Here is a 17,230-nt window from a genome sequence, read left to right as displayed (position 1 = left end):
CCCCCCCCCCCCCCCCCCCCCCCCCCCCCCCCCCCCCCCCCCCCCCCCCCCCCCCCCCCCCCCCCCCCCCCCCCCCCCCCCCCCGCCCCCCCCCGCCCGCGCCCCGGCCGGCCGGGCCCGCGCCGGCCCCCCCCCCCCCCCGCCGGTGCAGTGGTGGCCATTGACAATGGGACTTCGTCGCTGCGGTTTGTCGCGGTCCACGGCTGGGTAGAGCTTGGACAGCCGTACGAGGTCCGTTCCCACCCGTGGGGGGAGCCGGAGAGACTTGAAGGTGGGCGGAAAGTGGGCGGATTTATCCGCAAACCGAGTCAGCCAGTGTCAAAGCGTGAAGTCATGGGTCAGGCATTTTCGCTGGTCAGCCGCCAGAATTGTCAAATGGCGTCAAGCGACGACAGGCGCTCAATGTACTGCGGGTGTATCCCAGAGGTCGCAGGTTCAAATCCTGCCCCCGCTACAATTGTGATGTCTCAGGACATCGCGGACAGCCGGACCTGCGAAAGCAGGTTCGGCTGTTTGTCATTTGGGTGGGTTCTTGGGCTGGTAGTCCTTGCTGGGATCGACGATGAGATCGCGGAGGAGTTCGCCGGTGGCGGCGTTGATGACCCGGACGTGAAGGTCGTGGACGAGCAGGATGACGCGGGTTCGGGCGTAGGTTCGTCCGACGCCGATGTGGCGGAGTCGGCCGGCGACACGCAGGGTGACGTTGCCGGCGGTCGACACGATGTCGTGGCGGGTGCGGTCGTGGGCGTCGCTGTTGCGGTCCGCATGCGGGGTGGCCTTCGGCCGGGTGGTGTAGGTGGTCGCCGGGGTGGCTCGGTGGGGTAGGGATCGGTGCGGCCGCCGGTGGTTGTACTCCTCGACGAAGGCGTCAAGGAGTGTTTGCAGTTCGGGCAGTGTGGTCGGCTGGGCAGGCTGGGCGCGAAGCCACTTCTTCATCGTTTGTTGGAATCTCTCGACCTTGCCGCAGGTGGTGGGCCGTGAGGGCCGGGAGTTCTTCTGGATGATGTCGAGTCGCCGGAGCTCTGCTTCGAAGGAGTTCTGGCCGCCACTACGGCCGCGGCCGGCGAGTCGCACGGTGTAGACCATGCCGTTGTCGGTGAGCGTGGATGCGGGGTATCCGTGCAGGTCAGCGGCCTGTCGGAAGGTCTCGAGGACGGTTCGTGCGGTGACCGGTTGGTGTGGCGACACGTGTAGGGCGTAGCGAGAGTGGTCGTCGAGCCAGGTGATGATCTCGACGTCGGCGCCGGGCCGGCCGTTGGGGTGGGTGAGCCGGTAGTGGGTGAAGTCGGACTGCCAGGTCTCGTTCGGCATCGCTGCTTCGAACCGTAGGTAGGACGACTTTGGTCGCTTGGACGGCTCTGGTGTCACCGCGCCGGACCTGGTCAGGATCCGGTGGATCGTGGCGCGGGACACGGTGATCTGGTGTCGATGGGCCAGGTGCCACTCGATGGTGTCGGCGCCGGAGTCCAACCCGGCCTCGCGTAGCTGCTTCCTGAGCCGCAGGATCAGTTCGACCGTCGCTGCCGGCGTCGCGTGCGGTGAGGTCAGCGGTCGTCGCGACCGGGGCTCGAAAGCGTCCTGACCCTCGGCCCGATAGCGGGCCAAGAACTCGTAGACCCAGGACTTCGATACGCCGTAGTCGGCGACGACTTCGGCCACGGTGCGGTTCTCGAGGGTGATGGCGGTGATGACCAGGCGGGCCTTTGATGCCCCGGAGTTCGGCATGGTTGAGGCTCGAGGGGTTTTCGTCGATGTCGTGAGACATCAGTCCGGCATGTCGTGAGACATGTGTCCGGGATGTCCTGAACCAGCACACTGCCCCCGCTACAAAGAGAAACACCAGGTCAGAGGCGGTTTTAGGAGGAATCCGGGAGCCGCCTCTGGCGTTCTCGACACAACCCCGTGTGAGCACTTGGCAGCAGCGATCGCGGTGTTCAGGCCCGTTTGGGCCACGAGACGACTTACACGAGCCTGGACCGAGCTGGACGTGCGCGGACGCAGCTGAGCGTGGATGGACCGCATTTCAGGGCATCCGTGGTCAAATGATTGGGTCAATGTCCCAGCAATTTCACGCGGACTGCGGCGCTGCTTGGTTGCATGGGCTGGTCAATGCCCCATCAAGATCTCCCCGGCCCCGGATGATGTCACCTAGCTTCACGTCGACAAGTTGCCGAGAGGTACGCCCTCGCTGGTTCGCGAGCCAATAAGTCCGTTGGTTCGATGCCGTGGGGGACCGGGGCACAATGTGGGCATGCGCGTCGTGGTCCGGGTCACCCCGAAGGCGCGCGTCACGCGCGTGGGGGTCGATACGGCGCCGAGAACCCGCCAGTGCTTGCCGTTGGAGTGACGGCGCCCGCGATAGATGGCAAGGCTAACGCCGCGGTCGTTGCCGCACTTGCCGCTGCCTTGGGAGTGCCTGCGAGGGTTGTCTGAATCGTGGCCGGCGGGCATCACGCATCAAACCCGGAGGACGACGAGCGGGCGTTGCTCGGGCCTGGCGAGGCTCACGTGCCTATGGCTGGCTCTGTCCACGCGTGTGCGAATTCGGGCTCAGCTGGTCGTCGAGGTCGTCGAGGTCGGCGTTGAAGGCGGCCAGCAGGACGCGAATATCGCCGGGTCCGTTGGCGACCAGGACTGCAGCAACCTTACGGACGACGCCGCGTCGGTTCGCCCGAGTGGTGGTCAAATTCACGCTGGCTGTGCTAGGTGGGCCGCGGTCGGCAGGCGTGTCGGTCCTGCGCGGCGGGCGACGTCAGAGCTGTCGACGGATGCAGGAGGTGCAAAAGGAGTCCACCGGGGTCGCGTTGCTCGCGCTGTGTGTCGCCACGTGTCCGGGCCACCCTCAAGCTTGACCGAAGGGGTCATCAGGTCAGGACGGCGCAGGGACTCAGATGGGGGCCGCCAAGAGCTCGGCGAGGTTCCGGTCGACCTGTTCGACGTAGGTCGGCTCGAAGCCGAACAGTCCGAGATGGCCGGCGATCGACGGCAGCACCCGCAGTTCGCTCCCTGGGGTGAGCTGTTGGTCGGCGGCGCAGTCGGCGACAGGGAAGAACATGTCGTGGTCGATCGGCATCACGAGGGTCTTGGCGGTGATTCTACCCAGGGCTTCTGCGAGGTCACCGCCAGTGTTTCGCGCGACGTCGCCCCGCTGCCACTTCCAGCCCATGGCGAGCAACGCGTTGGGGTCCATCAGCTGGAACAGCGCGCGGATGAAACCGGCTTGGAATGTCGTGAAGTCATCGGTGGTCTCGCCGTTGAGCATCGGGATGTCTTTCCAGAATCCTGACTTCCAGAATTCCGTGGAGAGGCCCATGACAGCCCAGATGTCGGCGTGACGGGCCAGACCAGCCTGCACCTGGAGGTGGGTGGCGTAGTCGCCGCCTGCGAAACCGGGGTCGCTGGTAATGGCATCGAGCAGCGTTTGGGTGAACAGGAAGTCGTGGGGGGTGTTCTGTGCGGTGCCGGCAAGGGGGGCTGCCCGGAGCACTTTGTCGGGAAAGCGAACGGCCCACTCCCACGTCTGCTGGGCGCCCATCGAACCGCCGACGACCAGCGCCAACTTCTCGATGTCGAACACCTCTCGCAGTAGTTGCTCTTGGGCGCGCACGTCGTCACTGATACGCACCTTCGGGAACTTCGACATGGTGATCGACGGGTCGTGGGTGTTGTGGGGCGAAGTCGATAGGCCGTTGCCGATCTGGTTCACCACGATGATGAAGTACTTCTCGGGGTCGAGTGCGTGCCCTTCACCGATGTAGATCTGGTCCCAGGTCTGGTGGGTGCCCGAGAACCACGTCGGGATGAGGATCGCGTTGCTCTTGTCGGCGTTCAGCTTGCCGCGTGTGGCGACCGCGAGTCGCAGGTCCGGGATCACCCCCCCTTCTTCCAGGTCGAAGCGACCGATGGAGTGCATCTCGTACGGTCCTTGCGCCTCCGGGGAGTAGAAGGGGTTCTCGATGGACACGGTCGGCCTCCTTGAGGGCTTGGTGACGTTCGTGACCAGCCTGCCCCGGTCCACCTTCGCCGAACGTGTCTCGCTATGAGACGCCGTGGCGAGCCAGACCGGCAACCAGGACTCGAGTTCCAAGACGATGAAAGGTCCGCAACCGGCGAGAACTACCGAGCGCTCCGCCCTTTGTGGACAGGTCGAGGCGGGTGTCTCCCAATGAGACAACCTGATCGCGATCAACGCAGCAATCATCTTGTGCCATAGCCGAACCGGCAACGAGAGGAACCGCCCGTGAGCACCGAAGAACGTGACGTCTTGATCGTCGGCGCTGGATTCGCCGGCCTGTACCAGCTGAACGAGATGCGCAAGCGGGGGCACAACGTGCACGCCGTGGAGTCTGCCGCAGGGCTGGGCGGCGTGTGGTACTGGAACTGCTACCCCGGCGCCCGCGTGGACACCTGGGGCCCTATGTACCAGTTCTCGGACCCGGAGCTGTGGCGTGACTGGAACTTCTCGGAGCTGTACCCCGACTGGTCAGAGGTTCGCGCCTACTTCCAGCACGTTGACAACAAGTTGAACTTGTCGAAGGACATCAGCTACAACACCCGGATCACCGCGGCCCGATTCGACGAGGACTCGCGGCGCTGGGTGGTGACCGCCGAGAGTTCCGAGACCGACGAGATCCGCGAGATCTCCACGCGCTATCTGCTGATGTGCACGGGCTTCGGCTCGAAGCCTTACGTCCCCGAGATCCCCGGCCTGGAGTCGTTCGCAGGCATCGCGCACCACACCGCGCGCTGGCCGCAGGAAGGAGTGGACCTCACCGGCAAGCGCATTGCCGTGATCGGCACCGGTGCCTCCGGGGTGCAGGTGGCGCAGGAGTCCGCGCCCGTGGCCGGCCAGGTCACGGTCTTCCAGCGCACCCCGATGATCGCCCTACCGATGTGTCAGCGCCAGATCTCCGAGGAGGAGAACGCCAAGGAGAAGGCGACCTACGCCGATCGGATGGCGAAGCGCAACACCACCTTCGCCGGGTTCGATTTCGACTTCCTCGACAAGGGCGTGCCCGACGTGAGCACCGAGGAGCGGGACGCCGAGTTCGAGCGGATGTGGGAGATCGGCGGCTTCGTGCCGTGGCTGGGGAACTTCAACGACATCTTCTTCAACGAAGACAGCAACCGCGCCTTCTACGACTTCTGGCGGGACAAGACCCGCCAGCGCATCAACAACAAGGAGCTGTGGGAGGACCTGGCCCCGACTGATCCGCCGCACCCGTTCGGGGTGAAGCGACCCTCGTTGGAGCAGCGCTACTACGAGATCTACAACCAGGACAACGTCGACTTGGTCAACCTCCGCGAGAACCCGATCGACCACGTCACCGCCAAGGGCATCGTGACCTCAGATGGGGTGGAGCACGCATTCGACATCATTGCCCTGGCCACCGGCTTCGACGCCGTCACCGGTGGCATCACCGCCGTCGACATCCGCAATGGCCAAGGACAGTCGGTCGCAGATTCGTGGGCCGACGGTGCTCACACGGCACTGGGGGCCGCCACTGCGGGATTCCCCAATCTGCTGTTCGTCTACGGCCCCCAGAGCCCGTCCGGCTTCTGCAATGGTCCGACCGCGGCCGAGGCGCAGGGCGACTGGATCGTCGGATTCGTCGACCACCTCCTCACGAGTGACGTGACCCGCATCGAGCCGACCGGCGAGGCCGAGCAGACATGGCAGCAGAAGATCGACGCAGTCTGCGAGCTGGCGCTGTTCGATCGGGCCGCCTCGTGGTACATGGCCGCGAACATCCCCGGCAAAAAGGTGCAGATGCTGATGTGGCCGGCCGGCCTGCCCGCCTACCTCGAAGAGGTCAACACCTCCGCAGCCAACGGATACCCGGAGTTCGTCAAGGCCTGATTCACGCGCGGGTGAAGCCGTCACCGGCGGCTTCACCCCGTATCTCCGGGCACCATCAAGGGATCTTGGTCTCGCCACGGACCGGCCACCGTAACTGCCGACCATCCACACAAGGAGCCGCACCGTGCAGAGCCTGATGATGGATACGCCGCTACAAATCAAAACGATCTTGTGGCGCGCTGAACACCTCTACGGGCACAAGGATGTCATCGCCCGCACCGACGACGGCTTCGACACGTTCACCCTCGCCGAACTTGGTCGCCGGGCCCGCAGGTTGTCGAACGTGCTGACCGACCTCGGCGTCAGGCGCGGCGACCGGGTGGGGACGCTGGCTTGGAACACCGCCGAGCACCTCGTGTCCTACTACGCCGTGCCCTGTATGGGCGCCGTGCTGCACACCATCAACACCCGGCTGTCCGACGAGCAGATCGCCTACATCATCGCGCATGCCGAGGACACCGTCCTGCTCGTGAGCAAGGACCAGTTTCCGCTGCTCGAGCGGCTCCGCGACCGGCTGGCAAACGTCCGGGCCATCATTCAGCTCAATGGTCCGGTTCCAGCAGAGAGCACTCTTCCGGTGCCGGTTCACTCCTACGCCGACCTGATGGCCGCGGCTCCCGAGGCGTACGAGTATCCCGACCTCGACGAGAACACGGCGGCCTCGATGTGCTACACCTCCGGCACCACGGGCGATCCGAAGGGTGTGGTGTATAGCCATCGCAGCACCGTGCTCCATGCACTGGGGCTCTGCACTACCGGCACGATCGGTGTGAGCGAGGCCGAGCGGTACATGCTCGTCACCCCGCTCTCGCATGTGAACTCATGGGGCATGCCGTTCGCCTGTGTCTTGCAGGGGGCCACCATCGTGCTGCCCGGCGATCATCCCGTGGACACTGACTATCTCGCCATCATTGACCACACGAAGCCGACCGTCCTGGTCGGGGCGGTGACCGTGGGCATGCTGATCCGCCGCGCTCTAGAGCAGTCCCCTGGGCAGTACGACATCTCGTCGTTGCACACGTTGTGGCTCGGCGGTCAGGCGCCACCGATCGGGGAGATGAAGTGGTGGAAGCAGCACCACGACATTCACGTCACGCAAGCCTGGGGGATGACCGAGGCCTCACCGGTCCTCACCTTCTGCGGCCTGACCACCGCAAACCAGCACCTGGATGAGGACGCGCGCTTCGAGATCTTCAGCCAGCAAGGGCAACCGCTGCCCATGGTGGAGGTGAAGCTGGTCGACGACGAAGAGAAGGAGGCCCCGTGGGACGGGAACACACCCGGCGAGGTTCTCGTTCGGGCGCCGTGGGTGATCCGGGAGTACTACAACGACGTCCGCTCGGCCGGAAGCTTTTCCCACGGGTGGTTCCGCACCGGTGACATCGCCACGATGACACCCGACGGTTATCTCACCATCGTCGACCGCGCCAAGGACCTGATCAAGAGCGGCGGCGAATGGATCTCCTCGGTGGCACTGGAGAACGCGCTGATCGGCCACCCGAAGATCGTCGAGGCCTCGGTGATCAGCGCGCCGGACCCGAAGTGGATCGAACGACCCGTCGCCTTCATCGTCGTGGCCGAGGAGGTCTCCGTCGATGAACTCAAGGCCCATCTGAAGGAGCGGTTCCCATCGTTCTGGGTCCCAGACCGGTTCGAAGTCATCGACGAACTGCCCAAGACGAGCGTCGGGAAGTTCGACAAGAAGCGGCTCCGCAGCGAGTTCCTGTGAACCGCAGCCCCACCCGAACACAGCCCAGCCATTCGGAATCAAGGAGAACGACATGCCCACCGACCACAAGTTCAACGAGCTCAGCAGCGGCCACGGATTCCTGGAGTCACCGCGCTATCACGACGGAAGGCTCTACCTCAGCGACTTCTTCAACACCCGGGTCATCGTCATGGACCCCAAGGACGGCAGTTGGGAGAAGATCGCAGACGTGCCCACGTCGCCCTCCGGCTTGGGCTTCCTCGCTGACGGCTCGATGCTGATCGTGTCTCAGCACGACCACAAGCTGCTCCGCCGAGCGGCCGACGGCACGACCACCGTCCACGCCGACCTGGCCGCCTTCTGCGGCGGTGACGCCAACGACATGCGGGTAGTCGACGGGCACGCCTACATCGGCAACTTCGGCTTCGACCTGGCCGGCGGCGCAGAGCCGCGCCCCACCAATCTGATCCACGTCACCCCGGACGGCGAGGTCTCGACCGCGCCCGGCGACGTGCTCTTCCCCAACGGCGCGGAACTGCACCCCGACGGCAAGACCTTCTTGCTCTCGGAGACCTTCGCGCACAAGATCTCCGCCTACGATCGACAGCCCGACGGCACCCTGATCAACTACCGGACCTGGGCGGAACTTCCCGAAACCCACAGCCCAGACGGCATGACGGTCGACTCCGACGGCGGCGTGTGGTACGGCAACGCGTTGACCGAAGGCCCGGAGAGCGGCTTCTACCGGGTCGAGGAGGGCGGGAAGATCACCGACCAGATCCTCGTCCCGGACGGCTGGGCTGTCGCCGCCACCTTCGGCGGACCTGACAACGACGTGCTGTACCTGATCACCAACGCCACCACCCTGCCCGACTTCGCGGAGGGCAAGTCCGCCGGATACGTCCGCACCGCAAGCGTCGGGCGACGCGGCGCCAACTGAGCCACCCGCCGTCCATCTGAGTGCAGCTGTCCGGTCGACGGAGCCCGAGAGGGCTCCGCAGTGCGGCCATCTCCACCAAGTCTCCCGACCATCCGAGAGGACCCCCATGTTTACCGGCCGCATCGCCCGGTTCGACGCACCCAACCAGCCCTTCACCCTCACCGACGCCACCCTCGACGAGGTGCGCCCGGGCGAGATCCTCATCAAGGTAATCCGCACCAACATCTGCGGCTCTGACCTGCACGCCTGGCACGGCGCGTTCAACACCAAGGGACTCGGCGGTCAGCTGCCCACCGTGCTCGGCCACGAGATGGTCGGCAAGATCGCCGCGCTCGGGGACGGGGTCTCCGCGGACTCCGACAGCCGCCCGCTGCAGGAGGGGACGAGGGTGGTATTCCCCTACTTCTTCTCCTGCCACCGGTGCCACTACTGCCTACGCGGCCAGCGCACCGCCTGCGAACAGCTCTCGATGGCCATGCTGGGCAACGCCGAACAGCCCCCCCACTTCGTCGGCGGCTACGGCGACTACTTCCTCCTGCCAGCCGGCGCAACCCTCTACCAGGTCCCCGACTCAGTCCCCGACGAGCTGGCGTCCGGCGCAAACTGCGCGTTGTCCCAGGTCATGTACGGTCTGGAACGCGCGAACCAGACCTTCGGCGAGACCGTGGTGGTGCAGGGAGCCGGAGCACTCGGTCTCTACGCGGTCGCGGTCGCCAAGGCGCGCGGGGCGCGCACCGTGATCGCGATCGACGGCGTCGCCGAGCGACTGGAACTCGCCACCGCCTTCGGCGCTGACCACGTCATCGATCTCACCGACGTCACCGAGGCCAAGGACCGGGCCAAGCGCGTAAGGAGCTGGACCTCCGGCCGGGGCGCGGACGTCGTCGTCGAAGTGGTCGGCATCCCTGCCGCCATCGACGAGGGGCTGAAGATGCTCGCGATGCACGGCCGCTACGTGGAGATCGGCAACATCAACATAGGTCGGACGTTCGACTTCGACCCATCGCGTTTCGTCTTCGGCAACAAGACGATGATCGGGGTGTCGCTCTACGAGCCCGACGTGCTCTCACGCGCCCTGGCCTTCCTCGAGGAATGGCAGCACAAGATCCCGCTCTCCCGGCTCGGGGCGGCCACCTACCCCCTCGACCAGATCAACGACGCCTTCGCCGCCGCGGAGAGCAAGCGCGACGTCCGCGCCAGCATCGTGATGTGAACCCATCCAAGGACAGAGGCGAAAAGATTATGCACGAACGCAACCAGCTCTACATCGACGGCCATTGGGTCGATCCGACCGCGGCAAGTGGGGTGATCGAGGTGGTGAATCCGGCCACCGAGCAAGTGATCGGCCACGTCCCCAATGGCACCGCCGCCGATGTTGACGCCGCCGTGGCCGCCGCTCGCCGGGCTTTCGATCCCGATGTCGACCTGACCGAACGCCGGCGCCGTGTCTTCAGCGTCATCGAGGCCACCACGCGTGCCCTGCCCACGATCGCCGCCCTGATCACCGAGGAGATGGGTGCCCCGACCCGGATCGCCGATGGTGTTCAGACGAAGGTGCCGCTGTCTGTGGCCCGCGGCATCCTCGACGTCCTCGACCAGCCGGTCGCAGAAGAACGGATCGGCAACTCGCTGATCCTGCGCGAACCCTACGGCGTGGTGGGCGCGATCACCCCGTGGAACTATCCGTTGTACCAGGTGGTGGCCAAACTCGTCCCCGCGATCGCGGCCGGCTGCACCATCGTGCTCAAGCCGAGCAACGAGGCACCGTTGTCGGTGTTCGCCTTCTTCGACGCCCTCGCCGATGCCGATCTCCCACCCGGCGTTGTCAATCTGGTGTCAGGCCCAGGCCGTGTGGTCGGTGAGGCGATCGCCTCGCATCCGGAGGTCGACTTCGTCTCCTTCACCGGCTCCACCAGTGCCGGTGCTCGCGTGGCCGAACTCGCCGGCAAAGCGGTCAGCAAGGTCGCCCTCGAGCTCGGCGGCAAGTCGGCCAACATCATCCTGGACGACGCCGACCTGGCGACCGCGGTGAAGGTCGGGGTCAGCAACGCCTTCCTCAACGGTGGACAGACCTGCATGGCCTGGACCCGGATGCTCGTGCCTCAAAGCCGCTACGACGAGGCCCTCGACCTCGCCGCCACAGCCGCCGCCAGGTTCACAGTGGGCGACCCCACCGACCCCTCGACGCGGATCGGACCCTCGGCCTCCGCCTCCCAGTTCGAGACCGTCCGGGGCTTCATCGACCGCGCGAGGACCGCAGGCGCCCGCGTGGTCACCGGCGGCTCGGAGCAGGTGCTGCCGGTCGGCTACTTCCTGGCCCCCACCATCCTCGCCGACGTCGACCCGAGGAGCGAGATCGCGCAGGAGGAGGTGTTCGGACCCGTCCTGGTGGTCCTTCCGTTCGAGGACGACGACGCCGCCGTTCGGATCGCGAACTGCACTCCGTACGGGCTCTCGGGCGCGGTCTGGTCCGGTGACCAGGACCGGGCGATCGCGGTGGCGCGGCGTGTCCGCACCGGGCAGATGGACATCAACGGCGGCGCGTACAACCCGCGAGCGCCGTTCGGGGGCTATAAGAACTCCGGTTTCGGCCGCGAGCTCGGCTCCTATGGCTATGAGGAGTACCTGCAGATCAAGTCGCTGCAACTCCCTTCCTGATCACTGCACAACGGACACCGAAAAGGACCAAGACCACCATGAGTGACAACGTGCCCGGGCGTTCGATCCCCCATGGCCGAGGTTCGCAACATGACCGAGAAGATCGATCCCGAACCGGGACCCGGCTTGTTCCAACAACATCGGGCCGCTGGCTCGTTCCAGCCGATTCGGACACTTGAAGAGAGCAGCCGAACATGAAACCCACCCTGACCATCACCACCTCCGGGCACGTACAGACGTGGACCATCGACAACCAAGACATCGGCAATGCCATCACCGGTACGGACTTCATCGAAGCATTCGAGCGGGCCGTCGATGAAGCCAATCGGGACCTGAACGCCCGTGCCATCGTCCTCACCGGCGCGGGCAAGATCTTCTCCTCCGGCGGCAACGTCAAGGAGATGGCCGACCGGCAGGGCATGTTCGGACTCGACCCACGCCATCAGCGACGGGCCTACGTCAACTCGATCCAGCGCATCCCCCGGGCGCTCGAACGGCTCGAGGTCGCCATCATCGCCGCAGTCAACGGCCCCGCCATCGGCGCCGGCTGCGACCTGGCGATGATGTGCGACATCCGGGTCGCCTCCGACCGTGCCGTCTTCGCCGAGAGCTTCGTCTCGATCGGGCTGATCCCCGGCGACGGCGGAACCTGGTTCCTGCCGCGCGCCATCGGCTACGAGCGCGCTGCGCTGATGACCCTCACCGGCGAACGGATCGACGCCGCCACCGCGAAGGAATGGAACCTGGTCAGCACCCTGACCCCTCACGACGAGTTGATCAGCGCCGCAACCGGGATAGCCGAGCGCATCGCCGCGAACCCGAGCGAGTCGCTTCGCATGGCCAAGCGGCTGCTCCAGGAGTCCCGCACAGGCGCACTGGAATCGGTGCTCGGCATGGCCGCCGCGATGCAACCACTCGCGCACCTGGACCCCGAGCACGAGCAGCGACTGGACAGGTGGCGTAGCAAGTGAGCGGATTGACCCGGCTCGTCCCGGCCACCACCGGAGATGCCGTGGGCACCGCGGACCTGCGTCGAGCGGTCCGGCGGTTCCTGGCCGAGCAGCGCTCGGCCGGAAACTACCGGCCCAGCGTCGACTGCTGGCTCTCCGCGTGGGATGAGGACTTCACACGGGCACTCGCCGCGCAGGGTTGGATCGGCATGACCGTGCCGGCAGAGTATGGCGGCCACGACCGCTCGTTCGTCGAGCGCTTCGTGGTCACTGAGGAGCTGCTGGCCGGTGGTGCTCCGGTGGCGGCGCACTGGATCGCTGACCGCCAGATCGTGCCCTCACTGCTCAAGTACGGCACCACGGAGCAGAAGCAGAGGTACCTGCCCGGCATCACGCGTGGCGAGATCTTCTTCGGCATTGGCATGAGTGAGCCCGACGCCGGCTCGGATCTGGCGAGTGTCCGCTCCACCGCGACGAGGACGGACGCCGGCTGGCTGATCAACGGGTCGAAGGTCTGGACCTCCGGTGCACACCGCGCCCACGCCTTCATCGCCCTGGTACGCACCTCGCCCGTCGATCCCGCGAATCGCCATGCCGGCCTCAGCCAGTTCCTGATTCACCTGGACTCACCCGGTGTGCACGTCCGGCCGATCATCTCGATGAGCGGGTCCCACCACTTCAACGAGGTCTTTCTCACCGATGTCCTCGTCCCGGACACCCAGGTCTTCGGGACCATCGGCGAGGGCTGGGAGCAGGTGACATCCGAGCTGGCCTTCGAGCGCAGCGGCCCCGAGCGGTTCCTGTCGACGTTCCCGCTGCTGACGCAGCTCACTGCGATGGACGACGTACCCGACCTTGGGCGGCTGGTAGGACGCATCGCCGGGCTCCATCAGATGTCGGCGGCGGTGGCCAGTGCGCTCGAGCGTCGCGAGCCGGCGGATGTCGCGGCTGCGGTGGTCAAGGTGCTCGGCACCAGCACGGAGGGCGACATCGCCGAAGCCGCCTCTCTGCTGAGCGGTGACGAGACTGCCTGTGAGGCCGGATGGCGGGAGTTGGTGAACGCCGGACTGGACCAGCGCCCCGGCTTCACCCTCCGCGGGGGTACCAACGAGGTGCTGCGCGGTGTGGTCGCGCGGGGATTGGGACTGCGATGACGACCATTCCAGGCGTCGACAGCGACCTGTCGACCATGATGCACGCTGTGTTCGCGGCGCATGCGGCGACCGGCGAGGACTCCGCCGGCACACCAAACCCGGCATTCTGGCAGAGCCTGAGTGAGCTCGGACTCTCCCGGCTCACCGGTTCGGCCGAATCCGGTGGCAGTGCGGCTGGCTGGCTCGAGGCAGCCGAGCTGCTGTCCGCGGCGGCAGGAGCCGGAGTCCGGATCCCGCTCGCCGAGCACGACCTGCTCGCCGGTGCACTGCTCGAGGCGGCCTCGCTCCCGGTCGACGACCGGCTGCGCACCGTCGCAGAACTCGACTCCTCAGGTGTCGCGCGCGCGGTTCCGTGGGCGAGCACCGCCGCAAGCATCGTGACCCTGTGGCGCTCCGCCGACACTTGGCTGGTCGCCGATGTCGACGTATCCGCATTCGACGAGATCATCCCCGGCGCCAACCTGGTGGGCGAGCCGCGTGATCGCGTAACGGTCGACACCGTGTCACTGAGGGGCACGCCGATCGACGACACCCTGGTGAAGCAGTATCACTTGAAGGGTGCCCTTACCCGCGCCATCCAGGTGTCCGCCGCGCTGGACCGCGCGCTGATGCTCTCCTGCGAGCACGCAACCACTCGCAGCCAGTTCGGCCGTCCGTTGGCACGGTTCCAGGCGGTGCAGAATCTGATCGCCGACATGGCGGCCGAAAGCGCACTGGCACGCGCCGCGACCGAGGTGGCACTCGTGGCCGCGGTGCAGAACGAGTGGTCCACCGATGATCTCGGTTTCCGAGTCGCGGTCGCCAGATCATGCACTGGTCACGCCACGACCACGGTGGTCCGCAATGCCCACCAGGTCCACGGCGCCATCGGTACCGCGCTCGAGCACGACCTCCACCGTTTCACCCGCGCCGCGCTCGCCTGGCGCGGCGAGTTCGGGTCCGTCGGCTACTGGGATCGACGGCTCGCCGCAGCGGCGGCGGCCGCGGGCCCGGGAGGGCTGTGGCCTCTCATCGCCGGCTGACGCCCGTTGCCAGGCGCGACATCGCGGCTGCCTCAAGGAGTGCAGCCCGGCCGAGCCACGCCAATCACTGTCCTGTCGGGGCGGCAACGGCTGTTGGCCGGGCGATGCAGCCACGGCTCCGGTCGGCACCGACGTGGCCGCGAACGGCTCTAGACCGTCAGGTCAACTCCGGTCCGTGCGGGATACCGAGTGCCCGGAGCTTGCGATACAGCGTGGCGCGGCCGATACCGAGCACCCGGGCCGCCTCTGCCCGGTTGTTTCCGACACTGGCCAGCGCATCGATGATGAGATCCCGCTCAGATTGCTCGAAGGGGGTCAGCTGCCGACGGTGTGCGCGCTTCATCAGCCACGCCGGCAAGTCCGCGACCTCGATCTGATCGCCTTTCGCCTCGACCAGCGCCGCGGCGAGGACATCGCGCAGCTCGGTCACGTTGCCTGGCCAGGAGTAGCGCATCAGCACCTGCTGAGCAGGCAGCGCACAGGTCATCACCCGGTCGGGTTCCAGTTCCGCCAAGAGTTGCGGGACGATGTCGACGACGTCGTCCAGTCGCTGCGCCAACGGGGGAATCCAGAGTTGATGGGCGAACCCAGCAAGTGCGCGAACCACCGTGTCCCGGGGATCCTCGGTACAGGTGACCGTCAACCTCATTTGCTCCTCGGAATGACGGACCAGGTCACCCAGCTCCGTCCGGACTGGAACGGTAAGTCTGTCGATCCGGCGAATGATGACCGACTCACCCGCGGCAAGGGCGCCTCGGCAACGATCGATCAGCGTGCCTTGCCACGCTCCTCGCTCGAGCTCGGCATCAAAAATCCGCACACCGCCGCCACGCATGGCCGCGAGACGTTTTGCCGCCCAGAGCTTGCCCGATCCGTCGTCGCCGGTGAACGCGACGGGTTCGGAGACCCGGGCCAGAGCCTCCATTCGGTCGAGCAACTTCCTCCACTGCGGACTGCGCCCCGACTTGGGCGGCGAGGGGTTGGCCAACGTCTCCCGTCCGGCGCGATATGGCTCCCCATGGAGGGCAGAAGGGCGACTGGCCGGACGCCGAACGAGCGGCCGAGGAGACCCCGATAGAGATCTGGGCGGTTGGACCACGGTCTCCGGACGAAGGCTGAGCACCACTCCACCGCCCGGCTCCGTGCCATCGGCGTCCACGGCGATCTGGAACGAATACCGCCCAGTGGACAGCTCGACGACACCGTCGCGACGGCCACGCCGTGCGTACGTGCTGGCCACGTCCCACAGGACCGCCTTGTCGGTAGCGCTGATCTGCTCCGCAGCGACCGTGTTGGAGAGGAACACGTTCGGCCGCATACCGACCACAGGTCCGCGATGATGGCGAGACGTCCGTACGAAGCACTCCAGCAAGGCCGCCTCGGATGCCGAGGCCTGTTGGCCGAATCTGGTCTCGATGTGCTTGCCGACCTCCACCAGCAGCGGAGTCATCAGCACATTGAACTCCTTGGACAAGCAACTGAAGTCCAAGACCCCCTCAATGTTTCCCCGGATGGGATTGCGGATCGGCACACCGACGCAGGCGAAGGGATGCAGGCCTTCGGTAAAATGCTCGGTGCCGTTGACCGTGACGACGCGCGCTTCTTCCAGCGCGGTCCCGACCCCGTTGGTGCCCGCATGCTCCTCGGCGAAACCGAATCCCGGAGCGATGCTCGCATTGTCCAGCGGCCCGTACAGCGACTTCGTTCCCACCCAGCGGTGGATGAGCCGCCCCTCCGGATCGGCGAGCAGCAGGCTGTACCGCGTGTCGGACATCGTGGCCATGAGACGCTCCAGCACCGGCTGAGCCGTCCTGATGAGCCGGCTGTCGTCATCGATGTCCTCGTCGTAGGGAAGCCGCAGCTCTGAGGCTTGAACCACACCGCATGCGGTGGACCTCAACCACGACCGCGCGATAATCGGCCGCACATCTGCGCCCGGGTCATCCGCGGCGAGTATCCCCATCGACAAGGCCATGCCTCCATTATGTGACGAGCGTCTCTTGACGCCCCCACTGTGCGCCGTCTAGGGGATTCAAGTACGTCTCATTGTGAGACACCTGGCGACTCTTGGCGAGAGCACAAAGCCCAACTCATCAGGGCACGCACACCAGGGTCCGGCTCGAGCCCCGTTTCCTCCACCTTGAGGGCCATGGTCAGCCCACGGGTACGGCCTACTTCCGGCCGGTGTGTCCCATTTCAAGCACTGTAAGAGCGGTCAACCCACTCGCTCCTCCGTTGCCCAACTCCTTTACGCGGGACTCTTGGGAGAAGTGCGGGGAACCCGTAATCGAGATGCAGCCCGCCGGAAGCTCGATGTACTTCGGCGGGACATCGCCGAGCTCGTCTGGAACTCAACTTACTGCTCACCACGCGTCAGATCCGGCAGAACGGGCGCATCGAGCCTGAGGACCCGCGCCACGGCATCCTTGCTGACGCCTCAAGCGACGCCGGGCGGCGTCGCTCGGTAGCGCACACGCTCGACGCGTCACCGCTGCGACCACGTCGCGGTCTGGGCGAGGTAGAGCAGATACTTGGACCCGGCAAGACGAGGACGCCCGCAAATTGCGGCCACGATCAAGAGCGCCTGAGCATCGCCCCCGGCTCCTGTGGACCTCCGCGCGATGGTGGCCTCCTAGTAGAGGAGGAACCACGGGTGCTGACCGGACGCCCGCCTGGTTCGAACCCATTCAGCAGTGTGGGGAGTCGGCAAGAGCGCAGCGCAGCGGGCCCCGTTGGGTACCTGGGCCCGCACGCTCACCGACCACAGCATCGGTTCGGCGGGGAGGCCTACCGGATGTGGCTGATCGGCCACCTATTGGGTTGTGTAGCCGCCGTCGAGGACGAGTTCGGATCCTGTTGCGAAGGATGATTCGTCGGAGGCGAGGAAGAGCGCGCCGTAGGCGATTTCTTCAGGCGTGCCCATCCGGCCGAGTGGTGT

14 protein-coding genes are annotated in these 17,230 nt (G+C 66.1%); 9 read left to right on the top strand and 5 right to left on the bottom strand.

The features are described 5' to 3' along the window. Positions 1 to 516 precede the first annotated feature (516 nt). On the bottom strand, positions 517 to 1,725 hold the full coding sequence (locus KVF89_RS18775) for an IS481 family transposase (RefSeq protein ID WP_257427649.1): 1,209 nt from the start codon (positions 1,723 to 1,725) through the stop codon (positions 517 to 519). Between the two features lie 495 nt (positions 1,726 to 2,220). Here KVF89_RS18775 and KVF89_RS30600 point away from each other — a divergent pair, with 495 nt between their 5' ends. Next, a complete protein-coding gene (locus tag KVF89_RS30600) occupies positions 2,221 to 2,433 on the top strand; it encodes a DUF167 family protein (protein ID WP_372497940.1) in 213 nt (70 codons plus the stop codon). 79 nt (positions 2,434 to 2,512) lie between these two features. Here KVF89_RS30600 and KVF89_RS18770 read toward each other — a convergent pair whose 3' ends face one another. Together KVF89_RS18770 and KVF89_RS18765 are read right to left on the bottom strand one after the other, a co-directional pair. Next, positions 2,513 to 2,692: a hypothetical protein gene (locus KVF89_RS18770; RefSeq protein WP_257427647.1), complete on the bottom strand. Its 180-nt coding sequence runs from the start codon at positions 2,690 to 2,692 to the stop codon at positions 2,513 to 2,515. A 195-nt stretch (positions 2,693 to 2,887) separates the two neighbouring features. Beyond that, positions 2,888 to 3,964: an alpha/beta fold hydrolase gene (locus KVF89_RS18765; protein WP_308212729.1), complete on the bottom strand. Its 1,077-nt coding sequence runs from the start codon at positions 3,962 to 3,964 to the stop codon at positions 2,888 to 2,890. A gap of 276 nt (positions 3,965 to 4,240) precedes the next feature. On the opposite strand from KVF89_RS18765, the gene KVF89_RS18760 reads away from it, so the two are divergent. The 8 genes from KVF89_RS18760 to KVF89_RS18725 all read left to right on the top strand — a co-directional run bounded on the left by KVF89_RS18760 (position 4,241) and on the right by KVF89_RS18725 (position 14,292). Continuing rightward, a complete protein-coding gene (locus KVF89_RS18760) occupies positions 4,241 to 5,860 on the top strand; it encodes a flavin-containing monooxygenase (protein ID WP_257427646.1) in 1,620 nt (539 codons plus the stop codon). A 124-nt stretch (positions 5,861 to 5,984) separates the two neighbouring features. Beyond that, a complete protein-coding gene (locus KVF89_RS18755; RefSeq protein WP_257427644.1) occupies positions 5,985 to 7,589 on the top strand; it encodes a long-chain fatty acid--CoA ligase in 1,605 nt (534 codons plus the stop codon). A 52-nt stretch (positions 7,590 to 7,641) separates the two neighbouring features. Beyond that, positions 7,642 to 8,508, top strand: coding sequence for an SMP-30/gluconolactonase/LRE family protein (locus KVF89_RS18750; protein WP_257427643.1), 867 nt, complete (start codon positions 7,642 to 7,644; stop codon positions 8,506 to 8,508). Positions 8,509 to 8,614: 106 nt separating this feature from the next. Beyond that, positions 8,615 to 9,721 carry a zinc-binding dehydrogenase gene (locus KVF89_RS18745; protein ID WP_257427642.1) on the top strand — a complete coding sequence of 369 codons (1,107 nt, stop codon included), beginning with the start codon at positions 8,615 to 8,617 and terminating at the stop codon, positions 9,719 to 9,721. Beyond that, positions 9,718 to 11,166 (top strand): aldehyde dehydrogenase family protein, encoded by a 1,449-nt coding sequence (locus KVF89_RS18740; protein ID WP_257427641.1) that lies wholly within the window; start codon positions 9,718 to 9,720, stop codon positions 11,164 to 11,166. Before KVF89_RS18745 ends, KVF89_RS18740 begins: the two co-directional genes overlap by 4 nt. 194 nt (positions 11,167 to 11,360) lie before the next feature. Further along, the gene (locus KVF89_RS18735; protein ID WP_257427640.1) at positions 11,361 to 12,137 is read left to right on the top strand and encodes an enoyl-CoA hydratase-related protein; all 777 of its coding nucleotides are present in this window, start codon (positions 11,361 to 11,363) and stop codon (positions 12,135 to 12,137) included. Continuing rightward, positions 12,134 to 13,270 carry an acyl-CoA dehydrogenase family protein gene (locus KVF89_RS18730; protein ID WP_257427639.1) on the top strand — a complete coding sequence of 379 codons (1,137 nt, stop codon included), beginning with the start codon at positions 12,134 to 12,136 and terminating at the stop codon, positions 13,268 to 13,270. The genes KVF89_RS18735 and KVF89_RS18730 overlap by 4 nt, the downstream gene beginning before the upstream one ends. Continuing rightward, positions 13,267 to 14,292, top strand: coding sequence for an acyl-CoA dehydrogenase family protein (locus tag KVF89_RS18725; RefSeq protein ID WP_257427637.1), 1,026 nt, complete (start codon positions 13,267 to 13,269; stop codon positions 14,290 to 14,292). The genes KVF89_RS18730 and KVF89_RS18725 overlap by 4 nt, the downstream gene beginning before the upstream one ends. 157 nt (positions 14,293 to 14,449) lie before the next feature. Here the strand turns inward: KVF89_RS18725 and KVF89_RS18720 are convergent, their stop codons facing one another. Both KVF89_RS18720 and KVF89_RS18715 read right to left on the bottom strand, forming a co-directional pair. Then, entirely contained in the window at positions 14,450 to 16,267 is a 1,818-nt protein-coding gene (locus KVF89_RS18720) for a sigma-54-dependent Fis family transcriptional regulator (protein WP_257427635.1), read from the bottom strand. An 837-nt stretch (positions 16,268 to 17,104) separates the two neighbouring features. Further along, on the bottom strand, positions 17,105 to 17,230 hold a 126-nt coding region (locus KVF89_RS18715), incomplete at its 5' end, for an SDR family oxidoreductase (protein WP_257427650.1).

This window comes from Nocardioides carbamazepini (assembly GCF_024614185.1).
In the GTDB taxonomy this organism is placed as follows: domain Bacteria; phylum Actinomycetota; class Actinomycetes; order Propionibacteriales; family Nocardioidaceae; genus Nocardioides; species Nocardioides carbamazepini.
This window is presented reverse-complemented; position numbering and strand designations above follow the sequence as displayed.

Bases quoted from the DNA above. Each gene is read 5' to 3' on its own strand.
- KVF89_RS18725 (WP_257427637.1), top strand. From the start codon at position 13,267: ATGACGACCATTCCAGGCGTCGACAGCGACCTGTCGACCATGATGCAC.
- KVF89_RS18720 (WP_257427635.1), bottom strand. From the start codon at position 16,267: ATGGCCTTGTCGATGGGGATACTCGCCGCGGATGACCCGGGCGCAGAT.
- KVF89_RS18745 (WP_257427642.1), top strand. From the start codon at position 8,615: ATGTTTACCGGCCGCATCGCCCGGTTCGACGCACCCAACCAGCCCTTC.
- KVF89_RS18775 (WP_257427649.1), bottom strand. From the start codon at position 1,725: ATGCCGAACTCCGGGGCATCAAAGGCCCGCCTGGTCATCACCGCCATC.
- KVF89_RS18735 (WP_257427640.1), top strand. From the start codon at position 11,361: ATGAAACCCACCCTGACCATCACCACCTCCGGGCACGTACAGACGTGG.
- KVF89_RS30600 (WP_372497940.1), top strand. From the start codon at position 2,221: ATGCCGTGGGGGACCGGGGCACAATGTGGGCATGCGCGTCGTGGTCCG.
- KVF89_RS18750 (WP_257427643.1), top strand. From the start codon at position 7,642: ATGCCCACCGACCACAAGTTCAACGAGCTCAGCAGCGGCCACGGATTC.